Origin of the sequence: Streptomyces sp. Root1310 (assembly GCF_001426425.1) — a bacterium.
Lineage (GTDB): Bacteria > Actinomycetota > Actinomycetes > Streptomycetales > Streptomycetaceae > Streptomyces.
In genome coordinates this window covers 264,303-280,371 of record NZ_LMEQ01000012.1, presented here as the reverse complement: position 1 = coordinate 280,371, position 16,069 = coordinate 264,303, and the positions used below count along the sequence as shown (strand labels likewise).

The 16,069-nt window shown below is 67.3% G+C and carries 22 protein-coding genes; 2 read left to right on the top strand and 20 right to left on the bottom strand.

Annotation, left to right across the window (positions count from 1 at the left end; genetic code table 11):
• Positions 1–6 precede the first annotated feature (6 nt).
• Positions 7–945 (top strand): DUF389 domain-containing protein, encoded by a 939-nt coding sequence (locus ASD48_RS19500; protein WP_057602889.1) that lies wholly within the window; start codon positions 7–9, stop codon positions 943–945.
• Between the two features lie 212 nt (positions 946–1,157).
• Here the strand turns inward: ASD48_RS19500 and glmM are convergent, their stop codons facing one another.
• The 3 genes from glmM to rplM form a co-directional block, all read right to left on the bottom strand.
• Entirely contained in the window at positions 1,158–2,516 is a 1,359-nt protein-coding gene (gene glmM / locus ASD48_RS19495; RefSeq protein ID WP_057602888.1) for a phosphoglucosamine mutase, read from the bottom strand.
• Between the two features lie 272 nt (positions 2,517–2,788).
• Positions 2,789–3,310 (bottom strand): 30S ribosomal protein S9, encoded by a 522-nt coding sequence (gene rpsI / locus ASD48_RS19490; protein WP_020132188.1) that lies wholly within the window; start codon positions 3,308–3,310, stop codon positions 2,789–2,791.
• Between the two features lie 40 nt (positions 3,311–3,350).
• Entirely contained in the window at positions 3,351–3,794 is a 444-nt protein-coding gene (gene rplM / locus ASD48_RS19485; protein ID WP_020132189.1) for a 50S ribosomal protein L13, read from the bottom strand.
• Positions 3,795–4,233: 439 nt separating this feature from the next.
• On the opposite strand from rplM, the gene ASD48_RS19480 reads away from it, so the two are divergent.
• Complete coding sequence (locus ASD48_RS19480; RefSeq protein ID WP_057602887.1) at positions 4,234–5,106, top strand: hypothetical protein; 873 nt, start codon at positions 4,234–4,236, stop codon at positions 5,104–5,106.
• A gap of 28 nt (positions 5,107–5,134) precedes the next feature.
• On the opposite strand, the gene truA is transcribed toward ASD48_RS19480, so the two are convergent.
• The 17 genes from truA to ASD48_RS19395 form a co-directional block, all read right to left on the bottom strand.
• Positions 5,135–5,992, bottom strand: coding sequence for a tRNA pseudouridine(38-40) synthase TruA (gene truA / locus ASD48_RS19475; RefSeq protein WP_057602886.1), 858 nt, complete (start codon positions 5,990–5,992; stop codon positions 5,135–5,137).
• A gap of 135 nt (positions 5,993–6,127) precedes the next feature.
• Positions 6,128–6,625 carry a 50S ribosomal protein L17 gene (gene rplQ / locus ASD48_RS19470; protein WP_020132192.1) on the bottom strand — a complete coding sequence of 166 codons (498 nt, stop codon included), beginning with the start codon at positions 6,623–6,625 and terminating at the stop codon, positions 6,128–6,130.
• A gap of 178 nt (positions 6,626–6,803) precedes the next feature.
• The gene (locus ASD48_RS19465) at positions 6,804–7,826 is read right to left on the bottom strand and encodes a DNA-directed RNA polymerase subunit alpha (RefSeq protein WP_057602885.1); all 1,023 of its coding nucleotides are present in this window, start codon (positions 7,824–7,826) and stop codon (positions 6,804–6,806) included.
• Between the two features lie 124 nt (positions 7,827–7,950).
• Complete coding sequence (rpsK, locus tag ASD48_RS19460) at positions 7,951–8,355, bottom strand: 30S ribosomal protein S11 (RefSeq protein ID WP_010354218.1); 405 nt, start codon at positions 8,353–8,355, stop codon at positions 7,951–7,953.
• Between the two features lie 71 nt (positions 8,356–8,426).
• On the bottom strand, positions 8,427–8,807 hold the full coding sequence (rpsM, locus tag ASD48_RS19455; RefSeq protein ID WP_020132619.1) for a 30S ribosomal protein S13: 381 nt from the start codon (positions 8,805–8,807) through the stop codon (positions 8,427–8,429).
• Positions 8,808–9,036: 229 nt separating this feature from the next.
• Entirely contained in the window at positions 9,037–9,150 is a 114-nt protein-coding gene (rpmJ, locus tag ASD48_RS19450; RefSeq protein ID WP_003998809.1) for a 50S ribosomal protein L36, read from the bottom strand.
• 73 nt (positions 9,151–9,223) lie between these two features.
• Positions 9,224–9,445: a translation initiation factor IF-1 gene (infA, locus tag ASD48_RS19445; protein WP_003948620.1), complete on the bottom strand. Its 222-nt coding sequence runs from the start codon at positions 9,443–9,445 to the stop codon at positions 9,224–9,226.
• Between the two features lie 390 nt (positions 9,446–9,835).
• Positions 9,836–10,672: a type I methionyl aminopeptidase gene (gene map / locus ASD48_RS19440; protein ID WP_057602884.1), complete on the bottom strand. Its 837-nt coding sequence runs from the start codon at positions 10,670–10,672 to the stop codon at positions 9,836–9,838.
• Positions 10,673–10,777: 105 nt separating this feature from the next.
• Complete coding sequence (locus ASD48_RS19435) at positions 10,778–11,440, bottom strand: adenylate kinase (protein ID WP_057602883.1); 663 nt, start codon at positions 11,438–11,440, stop codon at positions 10,778–10,780.
• Positions 11,440–12,753 carry a preprotein translocase subunit SecY gene (secY, locus tag ASD48_RS19430; RefSeq protein WP_057602882.1) on the bottom strand — a complete coding sequence of 438 codons (1,314 nt, stop codon included), beginning with the start codon at positions 12,751–12,753 and terminating at the stop codon, positions 11,440–11,442. The genes ASD48_RS19435 and secY overlap by 1 nt, the downstream gene beginning before the upstream one ends.
• 257 nt (positions 12,754–13,010) lie before the next feature.
• Positions 13,011–13,466: a 50S ribosomal protein L15 gene (gene rplO, locus ASD48_RS19425; RefSeq protein ID WP_003974249.1), complete on the bottom strand. Its 456-nt coding sequence runs from the start codon at positions 13,464–13,466 to the stop codon at positions 13,011–13,013.
• 2 nt (positions 13,467–13,468) lie between these two features.
• Complete coding sequence (gene rpmD / locus ASD48_RS19420; protein WP_005313525.1) at positions 13,469–13,651, bottom strand: 50S ribosomal protein L30; 183 nt, start codon at positions 13,649–13,651, stop codon at positions 13,469–13,471.
• Positions 13,651–14,256: a 30S ribosomal protein S5 gene (rpsE, locus tag ASD48_RS19415; protein ID WP_020132624.1), complete on the bottom strand. Its 606-nt coding sequence runs from the start codon at positions 14,254–14,256 to the stop codon at positions 13,651–13,653. Before rpsE ends, rpmD begins: the two co-directional genes overlap by 1 nt.
• 64 nt (positions 14,257–14,320) lie before the next feature.
• The gene (gene rplR / locus ASD48_RS19410) at positions 14,321–14,704 is read right to left on the bottom strand and encodes a 50S ribosomal protein L18 (RefSeq protein WP_020132625.1); all 384 of its coding nucleotides are present in this window, start codon (positions 14,702–14,704) and stop codon (positions 14,321–14,323) included.
• Positions 14,705–14,707: 3 nt separating this feature from the next.
• On the bottom strand, positions 14,708–15,247 hold the full coding sequence (gene rplF, locus ASD48_RS19405) for a 50S ribosomal protein L6 (protein ID WP_057602881.1): 540 nt from the start codon (positions 15,245–15,247) through the stop codon (positions 14,708–14,710).
• 24 nt (positions 15,248–15,271) lie between these two features.
• Entirely contained in the window at positions 15,272–15,670 is a 399-nt protein-coding gene (gene rpsH, locus ASD48_RS19400; protein WP_028807312.1) for a 30S ribosomal protein S8, read from the bottom strand.
• A 209-nt stretch (positions 15,671–15,879) separates the two neighbouring features.
• A complete protein-coding gene (locus tag ASD48_RS19395) occupies positions 15,880–16,065 on the bottom strand; it encodes a type Z 30S ribosomal protein S14 (RefSeq protein ID WP_030890724.1) in 186 nt (61 codons plus the stop codon).
• Positions 16,066–16,069: the final 4 nt, after the last annotated feature.

The window sequence follows — 16,069 nt, the reverse complement described above, 5'->3', positions numbered from 1 at the left end:
GCCTGCATGCTGCACCTGCGCCTGATCACCCCGTCGGGCAGTACCGACGACGTGGTCTCCCTGATCGAGAACACCGTCGGCACCACCCACCTCGTGGTGATGCCGGGGGCGGCCCGCAACCCGGCCGGCGATGTCGTGCTGTGCGACGTGGCACGCGAAGCCGGTGACGAACTCCTCACCGGGCTGCAGGAGTTGGGCCTGGACCAGACCGGCTCGATCGCCGTGGAGAACATCGACCTGTCGCTCTCGCTGCGCGCCGACAAGGCCGAGGCGGAGGCACCGGGCGAGGGCGCCGACGCGGTCCTGTGGGAGCACCTCACGGACGCCACCCACGAGGAGTCGACGCTCTCCGTCACCTATCTCGCGTTCATCACGCTCGCCACGATGATCGCGGCCTGTGGTGTGGTGCTCGACAACGCGGTGCTGGTCGTGGGCGCGATGGCCGTGGGACCGGAGTTCGGCCCGCTGGCCGGCGTCTGCACGTCGATCGTGCAGCGCGCTCCCCGGCTGGCCCTACGGTCGCTGATCGCCCTGCTGGCCGGCTTCGCGGTGGCGATGGCGGTGACGGTGGGCTTCAGCCTCTTCATGAACGCGATCGACCTGTTCAGCATGGAACAACTGGAGGCCGACCGGCCGCAGACCGGGTTCGTCTACGCCCCCGACGCCTTCTCCTTCATCGTGGCCGTCCTGGCGGGCGCCGCCGGCACCCTCTCCCTGACCTCGGCGAAGTCCGGCGCCCTGGTGGGCGTGGCCATCTCGGTCACGACGGTCCCGGCAGCCGCCAACGCCGCCGTGGCCCTCAGCTACGGCGACATGGCACAGACCCGGGGCTCGACAGAACAACTCCTGCTGAACCTCCTGGGCATCATCCTGGCCGGCACCCTGACCCTGCTGGCCCAGAAGTGGTTCTGGTCGAAGCAACGGCAACGCGCAAACGCGGGCTAGCGCGAAAGCCCTGCCTCCAGAGGCAGGGCGCAAGGCGCGACACGGCCCGGCCACAGGGCTGCAGGGGGCGCGGGGCTCTGTAGATCTGCGGCTTCGCCGCGTGGGCGCGGCAAGCCACGACGCAGTCGCGGCCCGCACCACACAGAACCCCCACCCCGAACCCGCCCGAGGAACCGGCCCGAGGAACCGGCCCGAGGAACCGGCCCCGCCGTTTAACCCAGCGCCGACTTCACGACATCCGCCAGCCGCCCGGCGACGGACCGGGCCTGATCGATGTCCGCGGCCTCGACCATCACCCGCACCAGGGGCTCCGTCCCGGAAGGCCGCAGCAGCACCCGCCCGGTGGACCCGAGCTCCCGCTCCGCCTCCCCGACGGCGGTCGCCAGCTCGGCCGACTTCCCGACCCGGGACCGATCGACGTCCGGCACATTGATCAGCACCTGCGGCAGCCGCTCCATCACGGACGCCAGCTCCCGCAGCGACCGCCCGCTCTCGGCGACCCGAGCCGCCAGCATCAGCCCCGTCAGCGTCCCGTCGCCGGTCGTCGCGTGGTCGAGGATGATCACGTGCCCGGACTGCTCGCCCCCGAGCGCGTACCCGTGCTCCTTCATCTCCTCCAGCACGTACCGGTCGCCGACGGCGGCCTGGACGAGCTGGATCCCCTCGCGCTCCATGGCCAGCTTGAAGCCGAGGTTGGACATGACGGTCGCGACAACGGTGTCGGACCGCAGCGCCCCGTGCTCGCGCATGGCCAGCGCGAGCACGGCGAGAATCTGGTCCCCGTCGACCTCGTCACCCGTGTGGTCCACGGCCAGGCAGCGGTCGGCGTCCCCGTCGTGCGCGATGCCGAAGGCGGCCCCGTGCTCGATGACCGCGGCCTTCAGCTTGTCCAGGTGCGTGGACCCGCACCCGTCGTTGATGTTGAGCCCGTCCGGCTCGGCCCCGATGGTCACGATCTCCGCGCCGGCCCGCGTGAACGCCTCCGGCGACACCCGGGCGGCGGCGCCGTGCGCCTCGTCGAGGACGATCTTCAGCCCGTCCAGCCGGTTGGGAAGCACGGCGATGAGGTGGGCGACGTAGCGGTCGAAGCCCTCGTTGTACGCCCGCACGCGTCCGACGCCGCTGCCGGTCGGCCGGCTCCAGGGCGCGCCGGTGCGGTGCTCGTCGTAGACGGACTCGATCCTGCCCTCGAGTTCGTCGGCCAGCTTGTGGCCGCCGCGGGCGAAGAACTTGATGCCGTTGTCGGGCATGGCGTTGTGGCTGGCGGAGAGCATCACCCCGAGGTCGGCGCCCAGCACACCGGTGAGATAGGCGACCGCGGGCGTCGGCAGCACGCCGACCTTCAGCACGTCCACGCCGGCGCTCGCCAGACCGGCCACCACCGCGGCCTCCAGGAACTCCCCGGACGCGCGCGGGTCCCGTCCGACGACAGCCACCGGCCGGTGGCCCTCGAACGTGCCCGCCTCGGCCAGCACATGCGCCGCCGCGACGGACAGGCCGAGCGCCATCTCCGCCGTCAGATCCGCGTTGGCGACACCGCGCACGCCGTCCGTGCCGAAGAGTCGTCCCACTTGTCCTCCTGAGGAAGCGTCAGTTTCAAAAGCCGTGCGGGTGCGTCGGACGATCGACCGATCAGCCGGCCGACGGCGGCTCCGCGTCCAGGCATTGGATGCCCTGAACATCCGATCACACAAGCCTTTGAGCACCTTGTGCCGTTATACGCCCACGGCTGCGAGAAAACGAACGCCCCGGCGACACTGTGGCGTGCCGCCGGGGCGTTCGGAGTACGTACGAGCGGACCGCACGGGTCCGACCCGGAATACGTACGAGCAGGCAGCGAAGCTTAGCGCTTGCTGTACTGCGGGGCCTTGCGGGCCTTCTTGAGACCGGCCTTCTTGCGCTCGACCGCACGGTCGTCACGCGTGAGGAAGCCGGCCTTCTTGAGGGCGCCACGGTTGTTGTCGACGTCGGCCTCGTTCAGCGCGCGGGCGACACCGAGACGGAGCGCACCGGCCTGACCGGAGACACCGCCACCCGAGATACGGGCGATGACGTCGTAGCGGCCTTCGAGCTCGAGCACCTTGAAGGGCTCGTTGACTTCCTGCTGGTGCACCTTGTTCGGGAAGTAGTCCTCGAGGGTGCGACCGTTGATCTTCCACTTGCCGGTGCCCGGAACGATCCGGACGCGGGCGATGGCGTTCTTGCGACGGCCCAGGCCGGCGGCCGGCTGGGGCTCGCCGAAGCGGGACGCGAGGGACTCCGAGGTGTACTCACCCTCGACGGGGACCTCGGACTCGGTGGTGTAGCTGTCGATGTCGACGAGCTCGGTCTCTTCGAGCGGCTGCTCGGCAGTGGTCTCGGCCACGGTTCTCCTCAGTTCTTTTCAGCTAGGGGTGTGGCCGGAATTACTGCGCGACCTGGGTGATCTCGAACGGCACGGGCTGCTGAGCCGCGTGCGGGTGCACGTCACCCTTGTAGACCTTCAGCTTCGACAGCATCTGACGGCCCAGCGTGTTCTTGGGGAGCATGCCCTTGACGGCCTTCTCGACGGCCTTCTCGGGGTTGTTCGCGAGGAGGTCGTCGTAGCGCACGGAGCGCAGACCGCCCGGGTACCCGGAGTGGCGGTACGCCATCTTCTGGGTCCGCTTGTTGCCGGAGAGGTGCACCTTGTCGGCGTTGATGATGATGACGAAGTCACCGGTGTCGACGTGGGGCGCGTAGATCGGCTTATGCTTGCCCCGGAGGAGGGACGCGGCAGTGGTGGCGAGACGGCCCAGGACGATGTCCTGAGCGTCGATGACGTGCCACTGGCGCGTCACATCGCCGGGCTTGGGGCTGTACGTACGCACGGTTCGTAGCCTTCGCTTCTTCAGTGAATTGGTCCTGACAAGGTCACCGAAGACGATCACGACAGCCCAGACCGCACTGCGGTGACGCAAACCGCGTGCTGGTCGCTGGTCATCGGCCCGGTGGACCGGTGTAAGGGCCCGTCCCGTGAGAAGAGCAAGCCAATACACAACGAAGATGCAGGATACCCGCGTCTCGGGGGCCGGGTCAAAACGGGCCTGCCATCCGATCACACGTGAGCATGTCAGCCTGACCGGAACCCGCCACCGGAAACCCCCTGCCGGAGTGGCCTGCGCCACACTACAGGTCCCCGCCTGCGAATATGCCGCACCAACCACCCGGAGATGTCACGTTTGCCCGTACTCGCGCAGGGAAAACCGGGGACTTCAGCGCCGGTTGGGGCGGAACAGCACCCCCCGCTCCCCGTCTAAGATGCGGCCCATGAGCTATGGGCAGGGGGGACCTCAGTCCCAGTGGGATCCGTGGAAACCGAACTCCCAGCAGCCGTGGACCAGCGGTGATGACGGCCGGACCCCGGACTGGGCCGCGCTCGCGGAGGCGTCCGAGACGCGCAACAAGCGCCGTCGGCTGCTCTTCATAGGCGGCGGCGCGCTCGCCACGGTCGCCGTCGGCACCGCCGTCGCCATGGCCGTGGTGTCGGCGAACGGCAGCGACGAGGCGAACAAGCCGACCTCCTCCCAGGCCGCGTCCGACCTGCCGAGCGCGTCCGGCACCCCCTCCTTCGCGCCGACCAGCGCCCCGCCCCCGCTGGACCCGAAGGAGTTCGTCGCCAGCAAGGCCAAGGACACCGCCCCCAACGGGCCGGACCTGCTCTTCCCCGGCACCCAGCTGACCATGGGCTCGGCCGTGTACAAGAAGGGCCCCAAGGCCGACAGCACCACCTGCACCACGGGGGTCCAGGGCACCCTGCCCCAGGTGCTCACCGCCAATGACTGCACCCGCCTCATGCGCATCACCTACACCAAGGGCAACATCGCGGTCACGGTCGGTGTGGCGGTCTTCGACACCGAGGCACAGGCCCTCAAGGTCAAGAGCCAGGCCGACAAGAAGAGCATCGTCAAGGCCCTCACCGGCGGGGACGTCAAGACGTTCTGCGACGGCGCGATCTGCCGCTCCACGACCAACTCCTACGGCCGGTACGCCTACTTCACCATCACCGGCTTCACGGACGGCAAGGACGTGACCACGAAGGACACGGCCGTCTTCACCGCGGGCGACGACCTCGCGGAGTTCACCTTCCAGCGGATCCGCCAGCGCGGCGAGGCCCAGGCGTCGGCGGCGGCCGCGAACTGACCGCGGGCGCCGACGCGGGGCCGGCCGGTCAGCAGCACCCGGCCCCGGGCAGCGTCCGCCTGTTGCGCGCCTCCTTGTTGCGTGCGGCGAGCAGCTCGTCGGCCGGGTAGCCGACCTCCTCCAGCGTCAGCCCGTGCGGCCGTACGACATGCACGGCCGAGTCCCGCACACCCGCGGCCAGCACCTTCCCGGGCCACTCCGGACCCCGGTGCCCGTCGCCGACGAACAGCAGCGCCCCGATCAGCGAACGCACCATGTTGTGGCAGAAGGCGTCGGCCCGGACGGTCGCGGTGACGACCCCGTCCTCGCCGCGCACCAGGCTCAGCTCCTGGAGCGTACGAATGGTCGTCGCCCCCTCCCGCCGCTTGCAGTAGGCGGCGAAGTCGTGCTCGCCCAGCAGCCGCCGGGCGGCCTCGTTCATGGCGTCGACGTCCAGGGGCCAGTCGTGCCAGAGGACGTGGCTGCGCAGCAGGGGGTCGACACCGCCCGGGTTGTCGGTGACCCGGTACGCGTAGCGCCGCCAGATCGCCGAGAACCGCGCGTTGAACCCGGCGGGCGCCTCGTCGAGGGACCAGATCCGCACATCCTTGGCGAGCCGCCCGGCGAGCCGCTTGAGCAGCTTCTCCCGGTGCTCGGCCCAGAGGGCCTCCGGCAGGTCGACGTGCGCCACCTGTCCGCGCGCGTGCACCCCGGCGTCCGTCCGCCCGGCCACGGTCAGCTCGTACGTGGTCTCCCCCGACCGGGTCACGGTCCGCAGGGCGTCCTCGATCTCCCCCTGCACGGTCCGCCGCCCGCCGGCCTGTTTGGCCCACCCGGAGAACCCGCTCCCGTCGTACGAGAGGTCCATCCGCACCCGTACGAACCCGGGCTGTACTTCGTCACTCACTCCTGGATCCTCTCCAGCCTGCGACCTTCGGAGAACGCCCCCGGAAACCCCTCCGGAAGCCCGTCCGGAAACGCTTTCGGAAACGCGGAACGGGCCCGCCCCGAAGGGCGGACCCGTCCACTGCGAGGCGATGCCTCAGGCGTCCTTGGACTCCTCGGCCGCAGCCTCGTCGGCGGGCTTGGCGTCCTCGACGGCCTCGTCCTTCTTGAGGCTGTCTTCCTTGACCGCACGCTTGGTGGCGGCCTCGGCCTCACCGGTGGCCTGCTGCGCGACGGTCAGCGCCTCGACCAGCTCGATGACAGCCATGGGCGCGTTGTCGCCACGACGGTTACCGATCTTGGTGATGCGGGTGTAACCACCGGGACGGTTCTCGTAGCGCGGGCCGATCTCGGTGAAGAGCGTGTGCACGATGCTCTTGTCCGTGATCACCTGGAGCACCTGACGGCGGTTGTGAAGGTCGCCCTTCTTCGCCTTGGTGACCAGACGCTCGGCGTACGGACGCAGCTTGCGCGCCTTCGCCTCGGTGGTGGTGATGCGGCCGTGCTCGAACAGCGACTTCGCGAGGTTCGCGAGGAGCAGCTTCTCGTGCGCGGCGCTGCCGCCCAGACGGGCACCCTTGGTGGGCTTCGGCATGGTCTTTCTCCTAGGTGTCTGCCCCGGCCGTATCAGGTACCGGGGTCAGTGTCCGAGCGGGCGATTACCCGTCGAAGATCCGGCGAGCCCCGAAGGGGCGAGTCGGAAGGGGCGCGGGGAACTGCGCGACAAGCCACAGCGCACCCGCACCCAGGAACCAGCAGTCGGTCCCGAGCTCTTAGTACTGCTCGGTCTCGACGAAGCCGGCGTCCGCGTCGTCGTCGGCGCCGAAGGCGTCGGCGGCGGCGGTGGGGTCGAATCCGGGCGGGCTGTCCTTGAGCGCGAGGCCCATGCCGGCCAGCTTCGCCTTGACCTCGTCGATGGACTTCGCACCGAAGTTGCGGATGTCCAGCAGGTCGGCCTCGGAACGAGCGACGAGCTCACCCACGGAGTGGATGCCCTCACGCTTGAGGCAGTTGTACGACCGAACGGTGAGCTCGAGCTCCTCGATCGGCAGGGCGAGATCAGCGGCGAGAGCTGCGTCCGTGGGGGACGGGCCCATGTCGATGCCCTCGGCGTCGATGTTCAGCTCGCGGGCGAGACCGAACAGCTCGACCAGCGTCTTACCGGCGGAGGCCATGGCGTCACGGGGACGCATCGCCTGCTTGGTCTCGACGTCGACGATCAGCTTGTCGAAGTCGGTGCGCTGCTCGACACGCGTGGCCTCGACCTTGTACGTGACCTTGAGAACCGGCGAGTAGATCGAGTCGACCGGGACGCGCCCGATCTCCTGACCGATCTGCTTGTTCTGCACGGCGGAGACGTAACCGCGACCGCGCTCGACGGTCAGCTCCATCTCCAGCTTGCCCTTGCCGTTGAGCGTGGCGAGGACGAGGTCGGGGTTGTGCACCTCGACACCGGCCGGGGGCGCGATGTCGGCGGCGGTGACCAGACCCGGGCCCTGCTTGCGCAGGTACATCACGACCGGCTCGTCGTGCTCCGAGGAGACGACCAGCTGCTTGATGTTGAGGATCAGGTCGGTGACGTCCTCCTTGACGCCCGGCACGGTGGTGAACTCGTGCAGCACGCCGTCGATACGGATGGACGTGACAGCCGCACCCGGGATCGAGGACAGGAGGGTCCGGCGGAGGGAGTTACCGAGGGTGTAACCGAAGCCCGGCTCCAGCGGCTCGATCACGAACCGGGAGCGGAACTCGTCGACGACCTCTTCGGTCAACGAGGGACGCTGAGCAATCAGCATGTTGCGATCCTTCAGTCATGGACGCCCGCTATTTGACGTCCTGCTGTTAATGCAAGGGTACGGGCGGCACGCCTCCGAGGAGACGTACCGCCCGGACCCCGGTCAAACCTGAGACAACCGTGCGTCAGACGCGGCGACGCTTGGGCGGACGGCAGCCGTTGTGCGGGGTCGGGGTGACGTCCTGGATGGAGCCGACCTCGAGGCCCGTCGCCTGCAGGGAACGGATGGCGGTCTCACGACCGGCGCCCGGGCCCTTGACGAAGACGTCGACCTTGCGCATGCCGTGCTCCTGCGCGCGACGGGCAGCCGACTCGGCGGCCATCTGCGCGGCGAACGGCGTGGACTTGCGCGAGCCCTTGAAACCGACGTGGCCGGCGGAGGCCCACGAGATCACGTTTCCGGCCGGGTCCGTGATGGACACGATCGTGTTGTTGAACGTGCTCTTGATGTGCGCCTGGCCGTGCGCGACGTTCTTCTTTTCCTTGCGGCGCACCTTCTTGGCAGCGCCCTGACGACCCTTGGGGGGCATCTACAAACTCCTACGGGGAGGTGGTCGGTCCTACAGCGAAGACCGCTGATGAAGCGTTGTCCCGCTGAGGACTACTTCTTGCCCGGCTTCTTCTTGCCGGCGATGGCGCGACGCGGGCCCTTGCGGGTACGAGCGTTCGTGCTGGTGCGCTGACCGCGGACAGGCAGACCACGACGGTGACGGAGACCCTGGTAGCAACCGATCTCGACCTTGCGGCGGATGTCGGCCTGGATCTCGCGACGAAGGTCACCCTCGGTCTTGATGTTGGCGTCCACGTACTCGCGGATCGCGACGAGCTGCTCCTCGGAGAGGTCGCGAACGCGGGTGTTCGGGTCGACGCCGGTCGCTGCCAGCGTCTCCTGGGAGAGGGTCCGGCCGATGCCGAACACGTAGGTGAGGGCGACCTCCACACGCTTTTCGCGCGGGATGTCGACACCGGAAACGCGTGCCATTCAATGGCTCCAGTTGATCTTCGGAGGTCTTCCGCAGAACCGACTCCCATCCGCCGGCCTCCACCTGTCGCCCGATGAGCGACGGAGGATTTGGTACGAATGGGTCCCCGGCCTCCGAGCCGGGGGTATCAGGAGGGAGAACCCGCCTGGGATCTGCGTATGAACAAATTCAGCTCGCGTCGCGCGAAGTCTCTGCGATATCGATGCAGAGGGTGTGATCTGTAAGCGATCAGCCCTGGCGCTGCTTGTGGCGCGGGTTCTCGCAAATGACCATGACCCGACCGTGACGGCGGATCACCCTGCACTTGTCGCAGATCTTCTTGACGCTCGGCTTGACCTTCATTGGGTGAGGTTCTCCGGGTCAGTTGCCGACAGCCCCGAACGCCCGACAGGGCGCACGAAGACCTGGGCAAGATCTACTTGTAGCGGTAGACGATCCGGCCACGCGTCAGGTCGTACGGAGACAGCTCCACCACGACCCGGTCGTCAGGGAGGATACGGATGTAGTGCATACGCATCTTGCCGCTGATGTGTGCCAGGACCTGGTGGCCGTTCTGGAGCTCGACCTTGAACATGGCGTTCGGAAGAGACTCGACGACAGTGCCCTCGATCTCGATGGCACCTTGCTTCTTGGCCACGCTTCGCCCTTCGAATCGACTACCTTGATCGACTCCCCTGCGTTTCCCCTAAGGGTGCATGCAGACATGCGGGTGCACGAGAGCCGACGAGTCAGTCTACGTCAGGCCCCCCGGAAACACGAATCCAGAAGCCTGCCCCACACACGAGATCCTTAAGCAACGCGCCCACTCGGCCCGTCCGGCGCACCAGGACAAGGCCAGGCCTCCCAGCCCGTCCGGCGCACCAGGACAAGCCCCGGCCTCCCAGCCCGTCCGGCGTTTGAGGACGAGGCCGTCCAGGCCGAAAGAGGGGGCGCCGAAAGAGGGGGCCCGGGGGCACAGCCCCCAGGGACGGGAAGGGAAGGGGCGGCGGGGGCGAGAAACCCCACAACGCGCCCCGGAAGGGGCCCCTCAGCCCAGCGGGTCCGGCGCAGCCACGACCCCGTGCTCCGCCAGCTTCGCCTTGCCGCCGTCGACAGCCGTCAGCACCAGCGGCCCCGCCTCCGTCAACGCGACCGAGTGCTCCCAGTGCGAGGACCAGGTCCCGTCCGTCGTGATGACCGTCCAGTCGTCCTCGAGGACCTCGGTCCGCGGGGTCCCCAGGGACACCATCGGCTCGATGGCCAGGCAGAAGCCGGGAACCAGCTTCGGCCCCTTGCCCCGCCTGCGGTCGACGTAGTTCAGCAGGTGGGGGTCCATGTGCATCTCGGTGCCGATGCCGTGACCGCCGTAGTCCTCGACGATGCCGTAGCGCCCGCCGCCCGGCTTGGGCTGACGGCGGATGTACGTCTCGATCGCGCGGGAGACGTCGACCAGCCGGCCGCCCGTCTTCATGGCCGCGATGCCGGCCCACATCGACTCCTCGGTGACCCGGGAGAGCTCGATCAGCTCCGGAGCGTGCCCCGAGCCGACGAACGCCGTGTACGCCGCGTCACCGTGCCAGCCGTCGACGATCGCTCCGCAGTCGATGGAGATGATGTCGCCGTCCTTGAGGACGACCTCGTCGGAGGGGATGCCGTGCACCACGACGTCGTTCACCGAGGTGCAGATCGTCGCGGGGAAGCCGCCGTAGCCGAGGAAGTTCGACTTCGCGCCGTTCTCCGCCAGGACCTTGCGGGCGACGTCGTCCAGGTCCTTCGTCGTCGCCCCCGGCACCGCCGCTTCCCGCGTGGCCGCGTGGATGGCGGCGACGACCAGCCCCGCCTCACGCATCTTGGCGATCTGCTCGGGGCTCTTGATCTGCACCATGGGGGGCCTGCGCTCTCCGTCACTCAGGTCGGTCGGGTTACGTATGCACACAACAGTACGGCCGTGGTGTCCCGAAGGACTCCACGGCCGTACGGGGAGCGACGACTACTCGTCGTCGCCCTCACGCTTCAGTGCGGCCAGCGCACGGGCGGTGACCTCTTCCACCGGGCCCATGGCCTCGATGGTCACGACCAGGCCCTGCGACTTGTAGTAGTCGATGATCGGCTCGGTCTGCGTGTGGTAGACCTCGAGCCGCGTGCGGACCGTCTCCTCGGAGTCGTCGTCCCGCTGGTACAGCTCGCCGCCGCAGACGTCGCAGACGCCTTCCCGGGCGGGCTTCTTGTACGTCACGTGGAAGACGTGCGAGGAGTCGTTGCGGCAGATGCGCCGGCCGGCGATCCGCTTGACGACCTCCTCCTCCGGGGCCTCCAGGTCCAGTACCGCGTCCAGCTTGATGCCCTCGATGGTGAGCAGCTCGTCCAGCGCCTCGGCCTGCGAGACGTTGCGCGGGAAACCGTCCAGCAGGAAGCCGCGCTCGGCGTCCGGCTGCTCCATGCGGTCCTTGGCCATGGCGATGGTGACCTCGTCGGGGACGAGGTTGCCGGCGTCCATGTAGGACTTCGCGAGTTTCCCGAGCTCCGTCTGCTGGCTGATGTTGGCGCGGAACAGGTCGCCCGTGGAGATGTGCGGAACGCGGAGCTTCTCGGCCAGACGTGTGGCCTGCGTTCCCTTTCCGGCGCCCGGCGGCCCGACGAGGACGATACGCATCAGCGGAGGAACCCTTCGTAATTGCGCTGCTGGAGCTGGCTCTCGATTTGCTTCACCGTCTCGAGACCGACACCCACGATGATCAGGATGCTGGTACCACCGAACGGGAAGTTCTGGCTTGCCCCGAAGCCAACCAACGCCATCGTCGGTACAAGAGCGATCAGACCCAGATACAGCGAACCCGGCCAGGTGATCCGGTTGAGTACGTAGGAGAGGTACTCAGCGGTCGGTCGGCCAGCCCGGATGCCCGGGATGAAGCCACCATACTTCTTCATGTTGTCGGCTACTTCCTCGGGGTTGAAGGAGATAGCCACATAGAAGAACGCGAAGAAAACGATCAGCAGGAAGTACATGCTGATGTAGATCGGGTGGTCACCCTTGGTCAGGTTGGTCTCGATCCAGGTCTTCCAGCTGGAGGTTCCGCTGGAGAACTGGGCGACGAGAGCCGGGATGTAGAGCAGCGACGAGGCGAAGATGACCGGGATCACACCGGCCTGGTTCACCTTCAGCGGGATGTACGTCGAGGTACCGCCGTAGGACCGGCGGCCGATCATGCGCTTCGCGTACTGCACGGGGATACGGCGCTGGGCCTGCTCGACGAAGACCACCAGACCGACCATGACCAGGCCGACCAGGATGACGGTGCCGAACTCGATCCAGCCGCCCGCGAGCGTGCCCTGCTTCTTGATGGCCCACAGGGCCGAGGGGAAGGTCGCGGCGATCGAGATGAACATCAGGATCGACATGCCGTTGCCGATACCGCGGTCGGTGATGAGCTCACCGAGCCACATGACCATGGCCGTACCGGCGGTCATGCAGATGACCATGACGATGGTGGTGAAGATCGCGCGGTCCGGGACGATGCTCGAGGCGACCGTGCAACCGGAGAACAGGGCGCCGCTGCGGGCGGTGGCCACCAGGCCGGTGCCCTGAAGGATGGCGAGCGCCACGGTGAGGTAGCGGGTGTACTGCGTGATCTTCGCGGTGCCGGCCTGGCCCTCCTTCTTGAGGGCTTCCAGACGCGGGATCACCACGGTCAGCAGCTGAAGGATGATGCTCGCGGTGATGTACGGCATGATGCCCAGCGCGAAAATGGTGATCTGAAGCAGCGCGCCGCCGCTGAACATGTTCACCAGACCGAAGAGGCCCTGGTTGCCGGACGCCTCGTCCACACACCGCTGAACGGACGTGTAGTCGACACCGGGAATCGGGATGTGCGTTCCGAGCCGGTAGATCACGATGATGGCAAGCGTGAAGAGCAGCTTCTTGCGCAGGTCGGGCGTCCTGAACGCCCGGGCGAACGCGGTGAGCACGGTGCCTCCTGCGACCCCCGCGCATCTGCGTCAAGGGTGACGGTCTTGAGGGTCCAATAAGAACAACGACAACGACAACGACATGTGTAACGGTCGACTGCCGCTCAAGGTGCCCCATGGGAAGCATCTTGTGAAAGTGGGCAGTGCAGGTCACCTTACCGGCGAGAGTACCGCCGTAGGAACGACCAACCGGGGATACCCCAAATGTGGGGTATCCCCGGTCGGGATCGCTCAAGTCATCGAGACGCCTGTGGTGTTCAGACGAGCTCGGTGACGGTACCGCCGGCGGCGGTGATCTTCTCCTTGGCGGAACCGGAGACGGCGTCGACCGTCACCTGGAGCGCCACGGAGATCTCGCCCTGGCCGAGGACCTTGACGAGGCTGTTCTTGCGAACGGCGCCCTTGGCGACGAGACCCTCGACGGTGACCTCGCCACCCTCGGGGTACAGCGCCGCCAGCTTGTCGAGGTTCACGACCTGGAACTCGGTCTTGAACGGGTTCTTGAAGCCCTTGAGCTTCGGGAGACGCATGTGGAGGGGCATCTGCCCACCCTCGAAGCGCTCCGGAACCTGGTAACGGGCCTTCGTGCCCTTGGTACCACGACCGGCCGTCTTACCCTTCGACGCCTCACCACGACCGACACGGGTCTTGGCGGTCTTGGCGCCCGGGGCGGGACGGAGGTTGTGGATCTTGAGCGGGTTGTTCTCCGCCATGATCAGTCGACCTCCTCAACCGTCACGAGGTGGCGGACGGTGTGCACCATTCCGCGGAACTCGGGGCGGTCCTCCTTGACGACCACGTCGTTCAGGCGCTTGAGCCCGAGCGAACGCAGCGTGTCGCGGTGGTTCTGCTTGCTGCCGATGTACGACTTCGTCTGCGTGATCTTGAGGCGAGCCATTACGCACCAGCCCCGGCACGCGCACGAAGCAGAGCCGCGGGAGCGACGTCCTCGAGGGGCAGACCGCGGCGGGCCGCGATCTCCTCGGGACGCTGCAGGCCCTTCAGGGCCTCCACGGTCGCGTGCACGATGTTGATCGCGTTCGACGAGCCGAGCGACTTCGACAGGATGTCGTGAACGCCGGCGCACTCGAGCACAGCACGCACCGGGCCACCGGCGATAACGCCGGTACCGGGGGAAGCAGGCTTGAGCAGGACGACGCCCGCGGCCTTCTCGCCCGTGATCGGGTGCGGGATGGTGCCCTGGATACGGGGGACCTTGAAGAAGTGCTTCTTGGCCTCTTCAACACCCTTGGCGATCGCGGCCGGCACCTCCTTGGCCTTGCCGTAACCGACACCGACGGTGCCGTCACCATCGCCCACCACGACCAGCGCGGTGAAGCTGAAGCGACGACCACCCTTCACAACCTTGGCGACACGGTTGATCGCGACGACGCGCTCAACGTACGCGGTCTTCTCGGCGGCAGCAGCGCCGCCGTCACGGCCCTTCCGGTCCCGCCGCTCGCCGCCACCGGCACCGCTTCCGCGGCGCTGGGGTCCAGCCATTGGATTACCTCTCTCTTTTTCCGCTAGCTACGCAGCGACCTAGGTCGCTAGCGCGACGGGCGACTCAGAACTTGAGTCCGGCTTCGCGGGCGGCGTCCGCCAGGGCGGCGATGCGCCCGGCGTACTGGTTGCCGCCACGGTCGAATACGACAGCCTCGACACCGGCGGCCTTGGCGCGCTCGGCGACCAGGGCGCCGACCGACTTGGCCTGCGCGGACTTGTCGCCCTCGCCGCCGCGGATCGTCGTGTCCAGGGTCGACGCCGACGCCAGGGTGTGACCCTTGATGTCGTCGATGACCTGAGCCACGATGTGGCGGTTCGAGCGCGTCACGACCAGGCGCGGACGCTCAGCCGTACCCGAGATGTGCTTACGGATCCGGATGTGGCGACGCTTGATCGCGGCACGCTTGTAAGCGTCGCCCTTGAGGATCTTCTGTCCGTATGCCATGGCTTACTTACCCGCCTTTCCGACCTTGCGGCGGATGACTTCGCCCTCGTACTTGACACCCTTGGCCTTGTACGGGTCGGGCTTGCGCAGCTTGCGGATGTTGGCCGCAACCTCGCCGACCTTCTGCTTGTCGATGCCCTCGACCGAGAACCGGGTGGGGTTCTCGACCTTGAAGGAGATTCCCTCGGGGGCCTCGACGGTGATCGGGTGGCTGTAACCGAGCGCGAACTCGAGGTTCGAGCCCTTCGCGGTCACGCGGTAACCAACACCACTGATCTCGAGCTTCTTCACGTAACCCTGGGTCACGCCGGTGATCATGTTCGCCACCAGCGTGCGGGACAGGCCGTGCAGGGCCTTGCTCTGACGCTCGTCGTTGGGGCGGGTGACGTTCAGAACGCCGTCCTCACCCTTGGCGATCTCGATCGGCGCAACGACGGTGTGGGTCAGCGAGCCCTTGGGGCCCTTGACCGAAACCGTCTGGCCGTCGATGGTGACGTCCACGCCGGCGGGAACCGTGATGGGGAGCTTGCCAATGCGCGACATAGCTGTTTCCTCCGTTCCCTTCCGCTACCAGACGTAGGCGAGAACTTCTCCGCCTACGCCCTTCTTGCCGGCCTGCTTGTCGGTGAGGAGACCGTGCGACGTGGAGATGATCGCCACGCCGAGGCCGCCCAGCACCTTGGGCAGGGAGGTGGACTTCGCGTAAACCCGGAGACCGGGCTTGGAGATCCGCTTGATGCCCGCAATGGAGCGCTCACGGTTCGGGCCGAACTTGAGCTCGAGGGTGAGGTCCTTGCCGACCTCGGCGTCCTCGACCTTCCAGCCCGTGATGAAGCCCTCCTGCTGGAGGATCTCCGCGATGTGAGACTTGATCTTGGACGCCGGCATCGTCACGGAATCGTGGTACGCCGAGTTCGCGTTCCGCAGACGCGTCAGCATGTCTGCGATCGGATCAGTCATGGTCATGAATTGGCCTGTGGCCTCTCTCGCCGGGGTTTCCTGGTGCGCCATCCCTCTCCCCGATCCGAGACGGGACGGGTGCGGCGCGGTGGACCTACGGCGTAGTAAGTCGTACGGGCGTCAGGTGCCCAACCCTCCAAGCCTAAGCCATGAAGAGGTGGGCATCTGACACGCCCATTGCTTACCGAGAGCCTCTGGAACCCTTAAAAGGGGGTTTACCAGGAGCTCTTGGTCACGCCCGGCAGCTCGCCGCGGTGAGCCATCTCACGAAGGCACACACGGCAGAGGCCGAACTTGCGGTACACGGAGTGGGGACGGCCGCAACGCTGGCAGCGGTTGTACGCCCGCACAGCGAACTTGGGCTTACGAGCAGCCTTTGCGATCAGAGCCTTCTTCGCCATCTCG